This window comes from Nonomuraea sp. ATR24 (assembly GCF_041950485.1).
In the GTDB taxonomy this organism is placed as follows: domain Bacteria; phylum Actinomycetota; class Actinomycetes; order Streptosporangiales; family Streptosporangiaceae; genus Nonomuraea; species Nonomuraea ceibae.
Genome location: NZ_JBGNUU010000027.1, coordinates 60,773 through 77,529 on the forward strand (window position 1 = coordinate 60,773; position 16,757 = coordinate 77,529).

General features: G+C 72.1%; 17 protein-coding genes. 9 read left to right on the top strand and 8 right to left on the bottom strand.

Annotation, left to right across the window (positions count from 1 at the left end; genetic code table 11):
- The first annotated feature begins 139 nt into the window (after positions 1 to 139).
- The 6 genes from iolC to ACBI99_RS40370 all read left to right on the top strand — a co-directional run bounded on the left by iolC (position 140) and on the right by ACBI99_RS40370 (position 6,436).
- Positions 140 to 1,078, top strand: coding sequence for a 5-dehydro-2-deoxygluconokinase (gene iolC / locus ACBI99_RS40345; protein WP_364180309.1), 939 nt, complete (start codon positions 140 to 142; stop codon positions 1,076 to 1,078).
- Positions 1,075 to 1,980 carry a deoxyribose-phosphate aldolase gene (locus tag ACBI99_RS40350; RefSeq protein ID WP_246646053.1) on the top strand — a complete coding sequence of 302 codons (906 nt, stop codon included), beginning with the start codon at positions 1,075 to 1,077 and terminating at the stop codon, positions 1,978 to 1,980. The genes iolC and ACBI99_RS40350 overlap by 4 nt, the downstream gene beginning before the upstream one ends.
- Entirely contained in the window at positions 1,977 to 2,816 is an 840-nt protein-coding gene (gene iolB, locus ACBI99_RS40355; RefSeq protein WP_219509988.1) for a 5-deoxy-glucuronate isomerase, read from the top strand. Before ACBI99_RS40350 ends, iolB begins: the two co-directional genes overlap by 4 nt.
- Positions 2,813 to 4,669, top strand: a complete 1,857-nt coding sequence (gene iolD, locus ACBI99_RS40360) for a 3D-(3,5/4)-trihydroxycyclohexane-1,2-dione acylhydrolase (decyclizing) (RefSeq protein ID WP_375074872.1) — start codon at positions 2,813 to 2,815, stop codon at positions 4,667 to 4,669. The genes iolB and iolD overlap by 4 nt, the downstream gene beginning before the upstream one ends.
- A 65-nt stretch (positions 4,670 to 4,734) precedes the next feature.
- On the top strand, positions 4,735 to 5,748 hold the full coding sequence (locus ACBI99_RS40365; RefSeq protein ID WP_219509991.1) for an AI-2E family transporter: 1,014 nt from the start codon (positions 4,735 to 4,737) through the stop codon (positions 5,746 to 5,748).
- A gap of 49 nt (positions 5,749 to 5,797) precedes the next feature.
- Positions 5,798 to 6,436 (top strand): HAD-IA family hydrolase, encoded by a 639-nt coding sequence (locus ACBI99_RS40370; RefSeq protein WP_375074873.1) that lies wholly within the window; start codon positions 5,798 to 5,800, stop codon positions 6,434 to 6,436.
- Positions 6,437 to 6,451: 15 nt separating this feature from the next.
- Here ACBI99_RS40370 and ACBI99_RS40375 read toward each other — a convergent pair whose 3' ends face one another.
- A complete protein-coding gene (locus ACBI99_RS40375; RefSeq protein ID WP_219509993.1) occupies positions 6,452 to 6,973 on the bottom strand; it encodes a DivIVA domain-containing protein in 522 nt (173 codons plus the stop codon).
- A 118-nt stretch (positions 6,974 to 7,091) separates the two neighbouring features.
- Between ACBI99_RS40375 and ACBI99_RS40380 the strand changes: the two genes are divergently transcribed.
- Complete coding sequence (locus ACBI99_RS40380; RefSeq protein ID WP_375074874.1) at positions 7,092 to 7,823, top strand: ATP-binding cassette domain-containing protein; 732 nt, start codon at positions 7,092 to 7,094, stop codon at positions 7,821 to 7,823.
- Positions 7,820 to 8,491 (top strand): hypothetical protein, encoded by a 672-nt coding sequence (locus ACBI99_RS40385; protein WP_219509995.1) that lies wholly within the window; start codon positions 7,820 to 7,822, stop codon positions 8,489 to 8,491. The genes ACBI99_RS40380 and ACBI99_RS40385 overlap by 4 nt, the downstream gene beginning before the upstream one ends.
- Before the next feature lie 26 nt (positions 8,492 to 8,517).
- Here the strand turns inward: ACBI99_RS40385 and rlmN are convergent, their stop codons facing one another.
- Positions 8,518 to 9,618, bottom strand: coding sequence for a 23S rRNA (adenine(2503)-C(2))-methyltransferase RlmN (gene rlmN, locus ACBI99_RS40390; protein ID WP_219509996.1), 1,101 nt, complete (start codon positions 9,616 to 9,618; stop codon positions 8,518 to 8,520).
- A 184-nt stretch (positions 9,619 to 9,802) separates the two neighbouring features.
- Between rlmN and ACBI99_RS40395 the strand changes: the two genes are divergently transcribed.
- Entirely contained in the window at positions 9,803 to 10,729 is a 927-nt protein-coding gene (locus ACBI99_RS40395) for a suppressor of fused domain protein (RefSeq protein WP_375074875.1), read from the top strand.
- A gap of 22 nt (positions 10,730 to 10,751) precedes the next feature.
- Here ACBI99_RS40395 and ACBI99_RS40400 read toward each other — a convergent pair whose 3' ends face one another.
- The 6 genes from ACBI99_RS40400 to ACBI99_RS40425 all read right to left on the bottom strand — a co-directional run bounded on the left by ACBI99_RS40400 (position 10,752) and on the right by ACBI99_RS40425 (position 16,703).
- Positions 10,752 to 11,576 carry a phosphatidate cytidylyltransferase gene (locus tag ACBI99_RS40400; protein WP_308125995.1) on the bottom strand — a complete coding sequence of 275 codons (825 nt, stop codon included), beginning with the start codon at positions 11,574 to 11,576 and terminating at the stop codon, positions 10,752 to 10,754.
- A 56-nt stretch (positions 11,577 to 11,632) separates the two neighbouring features.
- The gene (gene frr, locus ACBI99_RS40405) at positions 11,633 to 12,190 is read right to left on the bottom strand and encodes a ribosome recycling factor (protein ID WP_219509999.1); all 558 of its coding nucleotides are present in this window, start codon (positions 12,188 to 12,190) and stop codon (positions 11,633 to 11,635) included.
- 43 nt (positions 12,191 to 12,233) lie between these two features.
- Complete coding sequence (gene pyrH, locus ACBI99_RS40410) at positions 12,234 to 12,932, bottom strand: UMP kinase (RefSeq protein WP_246646054.1); 699 nt, start codon at positions 12,930 to 12,932, stop codon at positions 12,234 to 12,236.
- Positions 12,933 to 13,163: 231 nt separating this feature from the next.
- Positions 13,164 to 13,997: a translation elongation factor Ts gene (gene tsf, locus ACBI99_RS40415; RefSeq protein ID WP_219510001.1), complete on the bottom strand. Its 834-nt coding sequence runs from the start codon at positions 13,995 to 13,997 to the stop codon at positions 13,164 to 13,166.
- A gap of 914 nt (positions 13,998 to 14,911) precedes the next feature.
- On the bottom strand, positions 14,912 to 15,862 hold the full coding sequence (rpsB, locus tag ACBI99_RS40420; RefSeq protein WP_219510002.1) for a 30S ribosomal protein S2: 951 nt from the start codon (positions 15,860 to 15,862) through the stop codon (positions 14,912 to 14,914).
- Between the two features lie 238 nt (positions 15,863 to 16,100).
- The gene (locus ACBI99_RS40425) at positions 16,101 to 16,703 is read right to left on the bottom strand and encodes a helix-turn-helix transcriptional regulator (protein ID WP_219510003.1); all 603 of its coding nucleotides are present in this window, start codon (positions 16,701 to 16,703) and stop codon (positions 16,101 to 16,103) included.
- Between the last annotated feature and the right edge of the window lie 54 nt (positions 16,704 to 16,757).

Genomic DNA, 16,757 nt, shown 5'->3' on the forward strand with positions numbered 1-16,757 from the left:
AGCCCGACACTATGCGACGCGCCGGCGGGGCCACCCATCGGGGGATACGGCCAGGGCACATTCAGTAACATAGCGGACATCCGAATGTCATGACAATATGCCATAGTGTTGGGCGGAAGGCTCCATCTCTGGAGGTGCGTTGTTCGACCTGATCACGATCGGCCGCTGCGGCGTCGACATCTATCCGCTGCAGACCGGCGTGGGCCTGGCCCACGTCGAGACCTTCGGCAAGTTCCTCGGCGGCAGCCCGACCAACGTCGCGGTAGCGGCGGCCCGACACGGGCTGCGCTCCGCCGTGGTGACCGCCGTGGGCGCGGATCCCTTCGGCGAATGGGTACGGCAGGCGATCCGCGGGTTCGGTGTGGACGACGCCTTCGTGGGCACGGTCGAGGGGCCGCCCACCCCGGTCACGTTCTGCGAGATCTTCCCGCCCGACCACTTCCCGATCTACTTCTACCGGGGCGAGCATCCGCCTGACCTGCGGCTGACACCCGAGTCGCTGGACCTGGCCGCGATCCGCGAGGCGTCGGTCTTCTGGTTCACCGGCACCGGGCTGAGCCAGGAGCCCAGCCGGTCCGCGCACGCCGCCGCGCTGGAGGCCCGCACGTCCGGGTGGACGGTGTTCGACCTGGACCACCGCCCCACGCTGTGGGAGTCGCCCGAGGCCGCCCGCCGCGAGGTGCGCCGCGCGCTCGGGCACGCCAACGTGGCCGTCGGCAACCTCGACGAGGTGGAGATCGCCGTCGGCACCCGCGACCCCGAAGAGGCGGCGCAGGCGCTGCTCGACGCCGGCATGGAGGTGGCCGTGGTCAAGCTGGGCCCCGCCGGGGTGCTGGCCCGCACCAAGGACGAGCACGTCGTCGTCGAGCCCGTGCCCGTCGAGGTGGTCAACGGGCTCGGCGCCGGCGACGCGTTCGGCGGGGCGCTCTGCCTCGGCCTGGTGCGCGGCTGGCCGCTGGAACGTACCCTCCGCTTCGCCAACGCGGCCGGCGCGCACGTCGCCGCCCGCCTGGCCTGCGCCGACGCGATGCCCTCCACCGACGAGGTGCTCGCGCTCCAGACGGGAGCCCGTCCTTGAGCGACATCACGCTGCCCCGAAGCGTCGGCTACGAGCAGCTCACCCACATCCGCGCCACCCGGCCCGAGGAGATCGCCCACGCCGCCGCCCGCCGGCAGCGGCGCGGCCTGCCCGCCGAGGACGAACGCCTGCTGATCATCGCCGCCGACCATCCGGCGCGCGGCGCGCTGGCCGTACGCGACCGGCCGCTGGCCATGGCCAGCCGCGTCGACCTGCTCGACCGGCTCCAGGTGGCGCTGGCCAGGCCCGGCGTCGACGGCATCCTGGCCTCCCCCGACGTGCTGGAGGACCTGCTCCTGCTCGGCGCGCTCGAAGGCAAGCTGGCCTTCGGCTCCATGAACCGGGGCGGGCTCCAGGGCTCGGTGTTCGAGCTGGACGACCGCTTCACCGGCTTCGACGCGGCCTCCATCGGCGACATGCGCCTCGACGGCGGCAAGATGCTCTGCCGCATCGACCCCGGCGACCACGCCAGCGTGGCCACCCTGGAGTCGTGCGCCCGCGCCGTCACCGACCTGGCCCGGCGCCGGCTCCTGGCCATGGTCGAGCCGTTCTGGTCGGTGCGCTCGGAGAGCGGGGCCGTGCGCAACGACCTGTCGCCCGACGCCGTCATCCGGGCCATCAGCGTCGCCCAGGCCCTCGGCGTGACCTCCGCCTACACCTGGCTGAAGATCCCCGCGGTCGCCGAGATGGAGCGCGTCATGGCCGCCACCACGCTGCCCGCGCTGCTGCTCGGCGGCGACCCACCCGACGTGGCCGCCGCCTACGCCGACTGGGGGCGCGCGCTCCTGCTGCCCGGCGTGCGGGGGCTCGTGGTCGGGCGCGCTCTGCTCTACCCTCCGGACGACGACGTCGCCACCGCCGTGGACGGCGCCGCGACCCTGGTGCGAGAGGCTGGTTCATGACTTACATTCCGTACGGCAAGGCCGCCGCGGCTCCCTGGGCCGTCGAGATCACCCCCGGCCTGGCCGGGTGGGACTACTCCGGGCTGCGGATCGCCGACCTGGACGGCGCCCCGGTCGCCTTCGACACCGGCGGCGAGGAGATGCTGGTCCTGCCGCTGTCGGGCTCGTGCACGGTCACGCACGGCTCCGGCACGTTTGAGCTGTCCGGCCGGCCGTCGGTGTTCGACGGGCCGTCCGACTTCGCCTACGTCCCGATCGGCGAGCACGTCGTGCTGGAGGGCGCCGGCCGGATCGCGCTGCCGTCCGCGCGGGCCGGCCGCCGCCTGGAGGCCCGGTACGTGCCCGCGTCGGCGGTCTCCGTCGAGCTGCGCGGCGCCGGGCAGGCCAGCCGCCAGGTCAACAACTTCGCCTCACCCGAGGCGTTCGCGTGCGACAAGCTCGTGGCCGTCGAGGTGCTCACGCCGGGCGGCAACTGGTCGTCCTACCCGCCGCACAAGCACGACACCGCCGGCCCCGGCGAGGCCGTGCTGGAGGAGATCTACTACTTCGAGGTGGCCGACCAGGGCCTCGGCTACCAGCGCGTCTACGGCTCCGGACGGGGCCACGTCGACACGCTGGCCGAGGTCGGCTCCGGCGACGTGGTGCTCGTGCCCTACGGCTACCACGGGCCCTCGATGGCCGCGCCCGGCTACGACCTGTACTACCTGAACGTGCTGGCCGGACCCGCCGCCGAGCGGTCGATGGCGTTCTGCGACGATCCCCGCCACGCCTGGATCCGCGGCTCCTGGACCGGCCAGGAGATCGACCCCAGGCTGCCCTTCGGGAGGACCTCATGAGGCTTACCGTGGCCCAGGCCGTGGTGCGCTTCCTCGCCGCCCAGCGCACCGAGCGCGACGGCGTGGAGCACCGGCTGTTCGGCGGCTGCTTCGGCATCTTCGGTCACGGCAACGTCGCCGGGCTCGGCCAGGCGCTGGCCGCCCCCGGCGCGGAGCTGCCCTACTACCTCAGCCGCAACGAGCAGGCGATGGTGCACACCGCCGCCGCCTACGCCCGCGCGAGCAACCGGCTGTCCACGCTGGCCTGCACGAGCTCCATCGGGCCCGGCGCGACCAACATGATCACCGGCGCGGCCGGGGCGACGATCAACCGGCTGCCGGTGCTCCTGCTGCCGGGCGACATCTTCGCCACCCGCGTGGCCAGCCCGGTGCTCCAGGAGCTGGAGGACACGCGCTCGTACGACATCTCCGTCAACGACGCGTTCAAGCCGGTCTCCCGGTTCTGGGACCGGATCAACCGGCCCGAGCAGCTCCCGTCGTCGCTGCTGGCGGCCATGCGGGTGCTCACCGACCCTGCCGAGACCGGCGCGGTGACGCTGGCGCTGCCGCAGGACGTGCAGGCCGAGGCCGCCGACTGGCCCGCCGAGCTGTTCGCCCCGCGCGTGTGGCACGTCCCCAGGCCCCGGCCCGAACGCGCCGCCCTGGCCCGCGCCGCCGAGGTGATCAGGTCGGCCGAGCGCCCGCTGATCGTCGCGGGCGGCGGCGTCCTCTACAGCGAGGCGTCCGCCGAGCTGCGCGCCTTCGCCGAGACCTACGGCGTCCCCGTCGCCGAGACGCAGGCGGGCAAGGGCGCACTGCCGTACGGCCACCCGATGGCGATGGGCGCCGTCGGCGCGACCGGCACCACGGCCGCCAACGCGCTGGCCCGCGAGGCCGACGTGATCATCGGGATCGGCACCCGCTACAGCGACTTCACCACGGCCTCCCGCTCGCTGTTCGCGCCGGACGCCCGGTTCGTCAACCTGAACGTGACCGGCTTCGACGCGGCCAAGCTGTCCGGGCTCCAGCTCGTCGCCGACGCCCGCGAGGGCCTGGCCGACCTGGCCGCCGCCTGCGACGGCTGGGCCGCCCCCGCCGCCCACCGCGCCCGCGCCGCGGAGCTGTCGCGCGCCTGGGACGCGCTGGTCGACGAGGCGTACGCCCTCGACGGCTCGCCGCTCCCGCAGCCCGCGGTGATCGGCGCGGTCAACGCCGCGGCCGGCGACGACGGCGTGGTGATCTGCGCCGCCGGGTCCATGCCCGGCGACCTGCACAAGCTCTGGCGGCCCAGCGGTCCGGGCAGCTATCACGTCGAGTACGGCTACTCGTGCATGGGCTACGAGATCGCCGGCGGGCTCGGCGTCAAGCTCGCCGACCCGTCACGCGAGGTGTTCGTCATGGTGGGCGACGGGTCCTACCTGATGATGGCGCAGGAGCTCGTCACGGCCGTCGCCGAAGGGGTCAAGCTGACCGTGGTCCTGGTGGACAACTCCGGCTTCGCCTCCATCGGCCGCCTCTCCGAGAGCGTCGGCGCCGAACGGCTCGGCACCGCCTACGCCTACCGGGGCGGCGGACGCTACGACGGCGGGCCGCTGCCGGTGGACCTGGCGGCCAACGCGGCCAGCCTCGGCGCCACCGTCGTGCGCGCCGGCACGCTCGCCAAGCTGCGCAAGGCCCTGGACGAGGCCCGCGCCGCCACCACGACCACGGTGATCCACGTGGTCACCGACCCGCACGTCGACACCCCGTCGTCCGAGGCGTGGTGGGACGTCCCGGTCGCCGAGGTGTCCACCACCCGGGCGGCGGGCGAGGCGCGCGGCGCGTACGAGAAGGACAAGCTGGAGCAACGCCCGCACCTGGCTCCGCCCGCTTAGCCCTCTCGGAGGGGTTGCCCCGGGCCGCGGAGGGAAGGCCTCTGAGCAGCGAAAAGGGGGCGGGGATGAGGCCGTGGCGAGCGCTGGGCTGGATCGCGATCATCGCGGTGGTGCTCTACTGCTACTCCATCGTGAGCACCGTGGTCCTCTCGGTGATCATTGGCCTGTTCATCACCGCCCTGCTCTACCCGCCCGCCCGCTGGCTGATGCGGCGCGGGCTCAACCGGGCGCTCGCCACCACCGTCGTCTTCGTCGGCGGCCTGCTGCTGGCCGTCGGCCTGGGCGCGCTGCTCGTGCCGCCCACCATCGCCAGCGTGGCCGAGATGCACGCCAGCGTCGGCAAGGTGCTGGAGGAGCTGCACCGGTTCACCGCCTGGCTGGGGCTCGACGACCAGCAGCTGCTCCAGCAGGCGCGCGACTACTTCGCCAAGCAGGAGCACCAGATCACCACGGGCGCGATCGCCGGCGTGCGGACCGCCGGCGAGATCGTGGTGGGCGGCGTGCTGGCCGTCATCCTGGCGGTCTACTTCGTGCACGGCGGCGACCGGCTGTGGCACTGGCTGGTCGAGCTGTTCCCCGCCTCGGCACGGCAGCGGCTCATGGAGACCGGGGAGCTGGTGTTCTCCGTGATCGGCCGCTACATCCGCGGGGTGGCGCTCGTCGGGCTCGTCGACGCGTTCTTCATCGGGCTCGCACTGTGGATCCTCGGCGTGCCGATCGCGCTGCCGCTGGCGGTGCTCACGTTCGTCGGCGCGTTCCTGCCGGTCGTGGGGGCGTTCATGGCCGGGCTGCTGGCGGCGGTGGTCGCGTTCGTGGCCAAGGGCTGGCTGATCGCGCTGATCGTCGTCGCGGTGACCGTGCTCGTGCAGCAGATCGAGGGCCACGTGCTGGCGCCGCAGATCTACGGCAAGGCCCTCGACCTGCCCGGCGCGGTCATCCTCGTGGCCATCACGGTCGGCAGCGTGATCGCCGGCATCACCGGCGCGTTCCTGGCCGCCCCGGTGACCTCGGTCATCGTGGCCCTGCTGAGCCACGGGCACCTCAGAGGATCCGGCACTCCGGCTCCAGCCCGCGCCTGACCGGCGCGACGGGTCGCGTAAAGATCGCCAAGGGCGCATGATGAGCCTTATGCGATGGGTCACGTTCGACTGTTTCGGCACGCTCGTCGACTGGCGGCACGGCATCCGCTCCGGCGCCGAGCTGATCGCCCCCGGTCACGGCGAGCGCCTGCTGGAGGCGTACGTCAGGCACGAGCTCGACGTGCAGGCCGAGAACCCCGCGATGCGCTACCGGCAGGTGCTGGCCGAGGCGCTGCGCCGGGCCTGCGCGCAGGAGAAGGTGACGCTCGCCCCCGACGACGCCTTCGTGCTCGGCGACACCCTGCCCTACTGGCCGGTCTTCCCCGAGGTCGGCACCGAGCTGTCGGCCGTGCGCGAGGCCGGCTGGAACCTGGCGCTGCTCACCAACTGCGACCGCGACCTCATCGCCGGGACCCTCCGCCGGCTCCCGGTGCCCTTCGACGCCGTGGTGACCTCCGAGCAGGTGGGCGCCTACAAGCCGTCGCACGCCCACTTCAGCGCCTTCGAACGCGCCCACCGGCCCGCCCACTGGGTGCACGTGGCGCAGAGCTACGTGCACGACCTCGTCCCGGCGCACCAGCTCGGCATCCGCCGCGTGTGGATCAACCGGCAGGGCGAGCGGCCCGCCGACCCCGCGATCCTCCAGGAGACGCAGCCCGACCTGCGCGGGCTCGTCCGGGCGATCTGAGCCGCCCTCGGGTCCTCAGGCCCGCTGCTCCAGCACGTCCGCGATGCCCGCCAGGAACTCGTCCACGTCGGCGATCAGATAGCCCGCCCGGAACATCACGGTGGCGAACTTCGCCTCCCTGACCTCGGCCGCCGACACCGGGTAGTCCGTCGTGCCCCGCAGCGTGGCCACGATCCGGTCCAGGAACGCGTCGACCTCGTCCTCGTTGTAGCCGGTGCCCATCCGGCCGGGCCGGAACGCCACCCGCTCCACCCGGGCCGCCTGGCCCTCGAACCACTCCTCGCGCAGCATCTCCCCCGTCGGCTCGGCCATCGCCAGCCGGACCGGCGCCTTGGCCATCGTCTCCAGCGCCACCACGAACGCCTCCAGCGCGAAGTCGACCGCCGTCTCCTGATAGCCGCCGCGCCGCGCCCGGAACGTCGCCGTGCGCACCTCGTCGGCGGTGACGCGCTCCAGGTCGCGCGGCCCCCTGCCCAGCGTCGCCTCGATCCGCCCGATCAGCGTGTCGACCTCGACGGGGTCATAGCCTGAACGCATACCCATGACGCGCGGAAAGCGGTTCAAGCCCACTCCTCCTGAGTTCTGCCGGGGTCGCCTCCCATTGTGGAGTTCATTTATCACGACAATGCGAGCCGGGCTATACCGTTACAGCACCATGCGCCTGACCAACGTGTCCTTCCGCTACAGAAGACGTGACCAATCCGTCATCAGGGATGTCAACGCACAGGCGTCCCCCGGCGACGTGATCGAGCTGACCGGCGTCAACGGCGCCGGCAAGTCCACGCTCCTGCGCCTGCTGGCCGGGCTGCTCACCCCCACCACCGGGACCATCGCGGACCGGCCCGCGGTCGTCGGCCTGGCCCCCGACCGCTTCCCCACCGAGCAGCCGTTCACCGTGGCCCGCTACCTCGACCACATGGCCCGGGTGCGCGGCGGCGCCCGCTGGCGGCCGTGGGCCGAACGCCTCACCATGCAACACCTGCTGGACGTGCGGCTCGGCGAGCTGTCCAAGGGCAGCGCGCACAAGGTGGGGCTGGCCCAGGCGCTGATGGGCGAGCCGGGGCTCCTGCTGCTCGACGAGCCGTTCGCCGGGCTGGACGCCGACACCCGTGACGCCCTCCCGCCGATCGTCGCCGACCTGTCCGCGCGCGGCGTCGTCGTCGTGGCCAGCGACCACCAGGGCGGGCTGCGCGGCCTGCCGTCGCTGCGCCACTGGTCGCTCACCGGCGGCCTCCTCACGGAGCCCGCCGCCCCGGCGGAGCCGGTCCTGGAGGCGCCGCCCGTCACGGTCGAGGTCACGGTGCCGGCCGGGGAGGTCGCCGCGTTCCTCGGCCGCATGCGGGCCGAAGGCTACGCGGCCCGCGAGCTGAGCGAGGAGACCCGATGATCGCCCTGGCCGCCTTCCGGGTCGCCGCCTACGTCCGCTCCCACCGCGTCTACCAGGCGCTGCTGGCGATCCTGGCGCTGCTCGCCATCCTGCACGGCAGCCGCGCGCCCCGAGGGCTGGAGGCGGCGGCGCTGACCGACTCGGCGGCGCTGATCATCCCGTTCCTCGCCTGGGCCGCCAGGAGCCTGCTCGACACCGAGCCGGACCGCCAGCGCGAGCTGTCGGCCACCCTCGCGGGCGGGCGCCGGCGCGAGCTCGCCGCCGGGCTGCTGGCCGCCCTCGCCGCCTGTGTCGCCTTCGACGCGCTGGCCCTGGGGTGGGGGCTGCTGCTCGGCGTGAGCGCCACCCCGCAGGGCGCCGAGCTGGCCGCCGTCCTGGCCCTGCACGCCCTGGCGATCCTCACCGGCCTGGCGCTCGGCGCGCTCACCAGCCGCGCGATCCTGCCGTCACCGGCCGTCTCGATCATGGCGCTGGTCGGCGGCTTCCTGGCGATGCTGATGGTGAGCGCGTCGCCGCTGCACTGGCTCAGCGTGCCGGTCACCGCCTGGATGCGCGCCGCGAACTCCGGGCTGCTGGCCGACCGGCTCCCCGCGCTGGCCGCCGCCTCGCTGGCCTGGTGCCTGATCGGCCTGGCCGCGTACGCGTGGCTGCGCCGTACCCGCCCCTGAGGCGGGGGCTTCCTTTCGGGCGGGTGTTATTCGGCGGCGGCGAGCTGGCCGCAGGCGCCGTCGATCTCGCGCCCGCGCGTGTCGCGGACCGTCACCGGCACGCCGTGGAACTGCAGCCGCCGCACGAACGCCCGCTCGTCCTCCGGCCGCGAGGCGGTCCACTTGGAGCCCGGCGTCGGGTTGAGCGGGATCAGGTTGACGTGCACCAGCTTGTTCTTGACCAGCTTGCCGAGCAGGTCGGCCCGCCACTCCTGGTCGTTGATGTCCTTGATCAGCGCGTACTCGATGGAGACCCGCCGCTTGGTCCTGGCGGCGTAGGCCCAGGCGGCGTCGAGGACCTCGGCCACCTTCCAGCGGGTGTTGATCGGCACCAGCGTGTCACGCAGCTCGTCGTCGGGCGCGTGCAGCGACAGCGCGAGCGTCACCGGCAGGCCCTCGTCGGCGAGCTTGCCGATGGCGGGCACCAGGCCGACCGTGGAGACGGTGACGCCCCGGGCCGAGATGCCCAGGCCGTGCGGCGCGGGCTCCACCAGGCGGCGCACCGCCCCGATCACCTGCTTGTAGTTGGCCAGCGGCTCGCCCATGCCCATGAACACCACGTTGTTGACCCGGCCGGGCCCGCCGGGCACCTCGCCGGCCGCGAGCGCGCGGGCGCCGGAGACGACCTGCTCGACGATCTCTGCGGTGGACATGTTACGGGTCAGCCCCGCCTGGCCGGTGGCGCAGAACGGGCAGTTCATGCCGCAGCCGGCCTGCGACGAGACGCACATCGTGGCCCGGTCGGGATAGCGCATGAGCACCGACTCCACCAGCGCGCCGTCGAACAGCCGCCACAGCGTCTTGCGCGTGGTGCCGCCGTCGGTGGTCATCTCCCTGACGGAGGTGAGCAGCGGCGGCAGCAGCGCCGACAGCTTCTCGCGGGCGGCGGCGGGCAGGTCGGTCATCGCCTCGACGTCGGTGGTCAGCCGCTCGAAGTAGTGGCGGGAGAGCTGGTCGGCGCGGAACGCCTTCTCGCCGAGCTCGGCGACGGCCGCCCTGCGCTCGGCCATGGACAGGTCCGCCAGGTGCCTGGCCGGCTTGGCCCGGCGCGGCGCGACGAAGGTGAGCTGGCCTGGCTGCTGGGACACGTTCCTGCCTTTGTTCGTACGGTTTCCGACCAGGGTAGTGAACGCCTACCTCGCCGGTGTCATTCCGGAGAGCCTGGCCGGGGATCTACAGTTCTCACGTATGGCGATTTTCCGGTCTGCGTCGGGCGAGGGGCATACCGAGGTCGTCCTCACGGCCGGCAATCCCTACGGTAGCCGGACGCTCGTGGTCGAACGGGACGAGGACTCCTCGGTCGCTTACCTGTGCGCGCCCGACGGCGCCGTGCGGGGCGCGGTCTGGCTGGCCAACCATCGGCCCGCGCCCGCCGTGATCGACCTGTCGCGTGTCAACGCCGGGCTGCCGCCGCTGATGCCCCGCCCCAACACCCTCCACCCGGACGGGCGCCGGCCGCTGGGGCAGCTCACGCCGCTGTGGTTCGAGGAGGGCGACGGGGTGGCGCTCTACGAGGAGGACGACCTGCTGGCCGTCATCCCCGGCTGGGCCGACATGCACCGCGGCATGCCCGGCTACGCGCGTGACGCGGTAGGCGAGTCGCCGTTCGCCTGGGCGCTGTCGGAGGCCCTGGAAGGGCTGCGCCCGCGCATCTCCAACGCGCACTCCTACTGGCGCTGGCGGCAGGCGGAGGGGTCGTGGCCGTCGTTCCAGGAGTTCGTGCTGGGCCACCTCGACCGGGTGCTCGGCCCGGCGGGCCGCTACTGGGACGCCAGCGGCGACCGGCTGCCCACGGTCGGTATCACCGAGCGTCCGCCCCACGGCGAGCGCGGGTTCACCGTGCTGTCGACGGTCGGGATGAGCTGCCAGCGGATGCCGACGGTCGAGCAGTGGCTCGACACGCCAGGCGCGTACGCCAGGATCGAGCTGGCCGTCGCCACCCGCGAGGATCCGCGCGACGCGGCGCTGCTGCTGGTGTGGCTGGCGCAGTATCCGTGGCACTCGGTCACCTGGCTCGGCAACGGGCACACCGCGAAGTGGTATCACGACCCGTCGACGTTCCCGATGGGCGCGCGGTACGCGGGGGTGACCATGGAGGCCGACGCCCCCAATATGCCCGACATGTCAGGATTTGCGTTTGGCGGGGAGATCGTCCGCTGGCTCTGGCTCACGCCCGCCACCGCCGACGCGCTCAGCTGACTTTCACACGAGCAGCCGGCCCTCAGACGAACAGCGCCAGGAGCAGCCACACCGGCACCAGCGTGGCCACCAGCGAGTCCAGCCGGTCCATCAGCCCGCCGTGCCCCGGCAGGATCGTGCCCAGGTCTTTGATGCCGAGATCACGCTTGATCATCGACTCGATGAGGTCGCCCACGGTCGCCAGCAGCGCCGCCAGCACCCCGATCACCGCGCCCTGCCACGGCTCGCCGTCCAGCAGCCACGTCACCAGCCAGGCCCCCACGGCCGTGCACGCCACCGCCGACCCGGCCAGCCCCTCCCACGTCTTCTTCGGGCTGATCGGCGAAAGCTGGTGCCTGCCGAACAGCACCCCCGCCACATAGCCGCCGACATCGCTCGCCACCGTCACTGCGATGAACACCACCACCCGGTGCGCCCCGTCGTCCGGCGCCAGCAGCAACGCGACGAACCCGGCCAGCAACGGCGGATAGAACAGGGTGAAGACCGACGCCGTCGCGTCCCGTACGTACCCCTCGGTGCCGGCGCTGACCATCCGCCAGATCAGCAGCGCGAACGCGAACACCACGAACGTGCCCAGCAGCCACACGCCGCCGCCCCAGTAGGCGCCCGCCTGCATGGCGACCACGCCCGCCAGCACCGGCACGGCCGGAACCTGGATCCCGCGGGTCGCGAACGCCCGCACCAGCTCCATCACGCCGACGCCCACGGCCCCCGCGACCACCACGAGGAAAAGCTCCTTGATGGTGTAGAGGGAGACGATGACCAGCGCGCCCAGCCCCACGCCCACCGCGATCGCGGCAGGCAGGTTCCGGCCGGTGCGGCTGGTCCCGGCCGTACGTTCTTCCACAGAGTCTCCATGAGCCACGGCCCCCGCCATCAGGCGAGGGCCGCGCGGCGAGCCGCTCAGACTTCGAGCAGCTCGGCTTCCTTGTGCTTCAGCAGCTCGTCGATCTTGGCGACGTGCTTCTGCGTGAGGTCGTCAAGCTCCTTCTCGGCACGCCTGACCTCGTCCTCGCCCGCCTCGCCGTCCTTGACCATCTTGTCGAGGATCTCCTTGGCGGAGCGGCGGATGTTGCGCACCGACACCTTGGCGTGCTCGCCCTTGTTCCTGGCGACCTTGATGTACTCCTTGCGGCGCTCCTCCGACAGCTCGGGGAACGACACGCGGATCACCTGGCCGTCGTTGCCAGGGTTGACGCCGAGGTCGGAGTCGCGGATCGCCTTCTCGATCGCGGCCATCGAGCCCTTGTCGTAAGGCTGGATGATGACCATGCGGGCCTCGGGCACATGGAACGAGGCCAACTGCTGGATCGGGGTCGGCGAACCGTAGTACTCAGCGTTGATCTTGTTGAACATCGAGGGGGTGACACGGCCCGTACGGATGCCCGCGAAGTCTTCCTTCGCGACCGAAACGGCCTTGTCCATCTTTTCCTCGGCTTCGAGGAGGGTTTCGTCGATCACAGCGGCTCCCTGTCTTCTAGCTGGCGGTGTCGGGCTCGCACCCTCATTTGCCTGCGGGACTCACCAGCGTGCCGATTTTCTCACCGCGGACCGCACGCAGGATGTTGCCCTCGCCCATCAGGTCGAAGACCACGATCGGCAGGTCGTTGTCCTTGCACAGGCTGATCGCGGTGGCGTCCATGACCGCCAGGTCACGAATCAGCACCTCGCCGTAGTCCAGGTGGTCGAACCTCACCGCATCGGGATTCTTCCGTGGATCGGAGTCGTAGATCCCGTCCACCTGGGTGCCCTTGAGCAGCGCCTCCGCGCCGATCTCCAGGGCACGCTGGGACGCGGCGGTGTCGGTGGAGAAGTACGGCGAGCCGAGCCCGGCGCCGAAGATGACCACGCGCCCCTTCTCCAGGTGCCTGATCGCCCGGCGCGGCAGGAACGGCTCGGCGACCTGCTGCATGGTGATGGCGGTCTGCACGCGCGTCTCGACGCCGCGCCGCTCAAGGAAGTCCTGCAGCGCGAGGCAGTTGATGACCGTGCCGAGCATGCCCATGTAATCGGCGCGGGCCCGGTCGATGCCCCCCTCCGACAAGGTCGCGCCGCGGAACATGTTGCCGCCGCCCACCACGACCGCGACCTGCACGCCCTCGCGCACGGCCTCGGCGATCGAATCGGCCAGCTGCTCGACCACGCCGGGGTCGATGCCCAGCGGCTCGCCGCCGGCGAACGCCTCACCCGACAGCTTCAACATCACCCGCTTCCAGCGCAGCGGACTCTGGTTCCGGGACGAAGAAGCCGCCGACGTGGCGGGCTCCTGACTGTCCTGCACGGCGGCGGCCTCCCTCTATTGGCGGTTCTGTTGGACTTGCTCCGGCCGGCGGGGCGTTCAGCCCCGATCCGACCGGATTCCACGCGTTACGTCGCGTGACGTCGCACCGGAACCGGCCTTGGCCGGTGCGACGCCGGAGAACTTCGCTCCAGCCTATGCCTGGCCGACCTTGAACCGGACGAAAGCCAGAACCTGCGCGCCGTTCTCCTCGGCGTACTTGCCCACGCTCTTCTTGTTGTCCTTCACGAACGCCTGCTGGAGCAGCGTGAAGTCCTTGTACCAGCCGTTGACCCGGCCCTCGACGATCTTGCCGATCGCGGCCTCGGGCTTGCCCTCCTCGCGGGTCATCTCCTCGAAGAGCTTGCGCTCCTTCTCGATGACCTCGGCCGGCACGGCGTCCGCGTTCAGGTACTGCGGGGCCATCGCGGCAGCGTGCTGCGCGACGTCCTTGGCCACCTCGGGGTTGGCCTTGTCGAGCTGCACGAGCACGCCGACGGCCGGCGGCAGCGCCGGGTCGGTGCGGTGCATGTAGGCGCCGATGTAGCCGCCCTCCAGCACCTTGAAGCGGCGGATCTCGATCTTCTCACCGAGCGCGGCGTTGGCCACGTCCAGGTGCTCCTTGACCGTCTTGCCGTCGAAGGACGACTCCAGCAGCGACGGCACGTCGGCCGGCTTGGTGGCCAGCACGTGCGCGACGACCTGGGAGGCCAGCTCCTGGAAGCGCTCGCCCTTGGCCACGAAGTCGGTCTCGCAGTTGAGCTCGAGCAGCGCCGCGGCGGAGTCGCCGTCCTGCTGGAGCGCGACCAGGCCGTTGGAGGCGGTGCGCGCCTCGCGCTTGCCCACATCCTTGGCGCCCTTGAGACGGAGCAGCTCGATGGCGCGGTCGAAGTCGCCCTCAGCCTCCTCAAGAGCCTTCTTGCAGTCCATCATGCCTGCAGCGGTGATCTCGCGAAGCCGCTTGACGTCGGCCATGTTCACGGAAGCCATTGCGTTTTCCTCGTGGGATGTCGTCGTGGGTTGTTCGTCGTGGAAGGGGTGGGGGCCGCCCACCCGCTTGTCGGTACGGCACCGGGTGCCGCACAGAAGCCTCTCGATGGGCCCGGGAGCCATACTCTCTGCCCCGGGCCGTGCCCTTCGACCCTCGCCCGGGGGCTCCCGAACCGCTTCACCGTCTCATCCGCGGCCCCTGAGTCCGACCCGCAAGCCGTACGCCCTGAGCCGTCGCCCGTGAGCCGTCGCCCGTGAGCCGTCGCCCGTGAGCCGTGGCCCTTGGACCGTGGAGCCTGGGACCGTGGCCTTGTGGGGCCTCGGGACCCTGGGCCTCGGGGCTTTGGCGGTCACCCGCCCGAACCCCGCGGCCCGCCGTACTGCCGCCTGCGACCCCGGCCCTGCGCCCACCTGCGGCGGCCCACCGACCGGACGTGCGGTCAAGCGTCCCGCCACCTGCGGCGGCCCGCCGATCCCGGCCCGTGGCATCCACCGACCGGAGCCTGCGGAACCCCACCGACTGCGGCCTGCGGACCCCACCGGCCTGAGCCTGCGGAAGTCCACCAGCCCGTCGCCTGCGGCGTCGGCCCACCGCTCCAAGCTAGCGGTCCGCCTACCGGAGCCTGCGGCGGCCCACCGGTCCGGCCGGCGATCCGGCGGCTCACCGCTTGCGGCGGCCTGTCGGCTGCGGCGGGCTCACCCCGGGTGCCACCTGTGGCGGCCACTCGCGGCGGCCACCGAGCCGGCCCGGCGGCGAGCCGTCGACCCGAGGGCGGTGGCGAACCACCACCCCGAGCCCCTGGCCCGCCGGTCCGATGCCCCGGCGTCCCGGTGGGCGTCCGGCCGACCTCTCGATCAGCCGGACCCCGGAACCCCTGGCCCGGTCCGGACCCGAAGGCCCGGGCGGGAAGGCGTCAGGCCTGCTGCTCGGTCTCGGCGGCCTCGACGGTCTCGCCCTCGGCCGCGGCCTCAGCCTCGGCGGGAGCCGCCTCAGCCTCGGGAGCGGCTTCGGCGACCGGGGCCTCAGCGGCCGGAGCCTCGGCGACGGCCTCCTCAGCGGCGGGCGCCTCGGCCGCGGCGGCCTGCTCGCCACCACCCTGCTCGATGAGCTCGCGCTCCCACTCGGCCAGCGGCTCGGCGGCGGCCGGCTTCTCGTCGCCGCGGGCGGCGCCGGAGCGGGCCATCAGACCGGCGGCGACACCGTCGGCCACGACGCGCGTGAGCAGCCCGACGGCGCGGATGGCGTCGTCGTTGCCCGGGATCGGGTAGTCGACCTCGTCGGGGTCGCAGTTGGTGTCGAGGATCGCGACGACCGGGATGCCAAGCTTCTTGGCCTCGCTGATCGCGATGTGCTCCTTCTTGGTGTCCACGATCCACACCGCGCTGGGCACGCGGCCCATGTCACGGATGCCGCCGAGCGTGCGCTCGAGCTTGTCCTTCTCGCGGCGGCGCATGAGGAGCTCCTTCTTGGTGAGCCCCGACGCGGCGACGTTGTCGAAGTCGAGCTCCTCGAGCTCCTTCAGACGCTGAAGCCTCTTGTGCACGGTGGAGAAGTTGGTGAGCATGCCGCCCAGCCAGCGCTGGTTCACGTACGGCATGCCGACCCGGGCGGCCTGCTCGGAGATGGCCTCCTGAGCCTGCTTCTTGGTGCCGATGAACAGGATCGTGCCGCCGTGGGCGACGGTCTCCTTGACGAAGTCGTACGCACGGTCGATGTACGACAGCGACTTCTGCAAGTCGATGATGTAGATGCCGTTGCGCTCGGTGAAGATGAAGCGCTTCATCTTCGGGTTCCAGCGGCGGGTCTGGTGGCCGAAGTGAACGCCGCTCTCGAGCAGCTGTCGCATGGTGACGACGGGGGCCATGTGCTGGTCCTCCAAGTCAGGGCGCCCCGCGAGTGGGCGCGATTCTCGGTTGTGCCGCGGCAGCCGGCGAGCTACCGCCCTGATGCCCCGGAACCGCTCCAGCCGGGCCGAGGCCCGGACCGATGGTGCGGTCCTTCGTGAGGCATGCGAAGTCGGCCTGTGGTCACAGGCCATCGAAAAGTCTACCTCCCATGCCACCCCCGCCTGACCGTCGAGGTCAACCGGCGGCGCGCACGGCTCAGCCGCCGGCGTCGTGGTCCTCGCTGGGCAGCCCGGGCACCGGCCGGTCGGCTTGCGGGAACAGGCTCACCTGCGCCTCCGCCACCCTCGCCCCGGGTGGCGCGTCCTCCGGGCTGCGGTGACGGGCGATGTACGGGGCGAGCAGCTTCTCGATGTCGGCGTAGAGGCGTCCCATCTCCTGCGCGTCGAGGCGCAGCGTGATCCGGCTGAAGCGGCTCGCGTCCCGCCATTCTTCGGGCTCCTGCGGCAGGTTGGACAGGGCCCGCTCCAGCTCCTTCTCGGCGTCCTTGCGCACCGCCCGGATGAGCAGGTCCTTGGCCTCCCGCACCTCGGGCCGGTCGCCGGGCAGGATGCCGATCGCGAGTGACCTGTCGACGGCCTTCCACAGCCGTTCGCGCCCGTCGCCGCGCGGCGGGGCGTCCTCCACGAAGCCGTACTTGGCGAGCATCCGCAGGTGGTAGCTGGCCGCGCTGGGGGTGATCCCGGCGTCCTCGGCGACCTCGGTGGCGGTCGCGCTCCTTCCGGCGCCGAGCCGGTTCAGTATGGCCAGCCTGGCTGGATGGGCCAGTGCCCGCATCGCCTTCGGATCGTCCAGCTCCATGCGCCAACGGTACCGGGACATTCGTGAAAGGTTGCCTTCACAACTCTGAAGGAC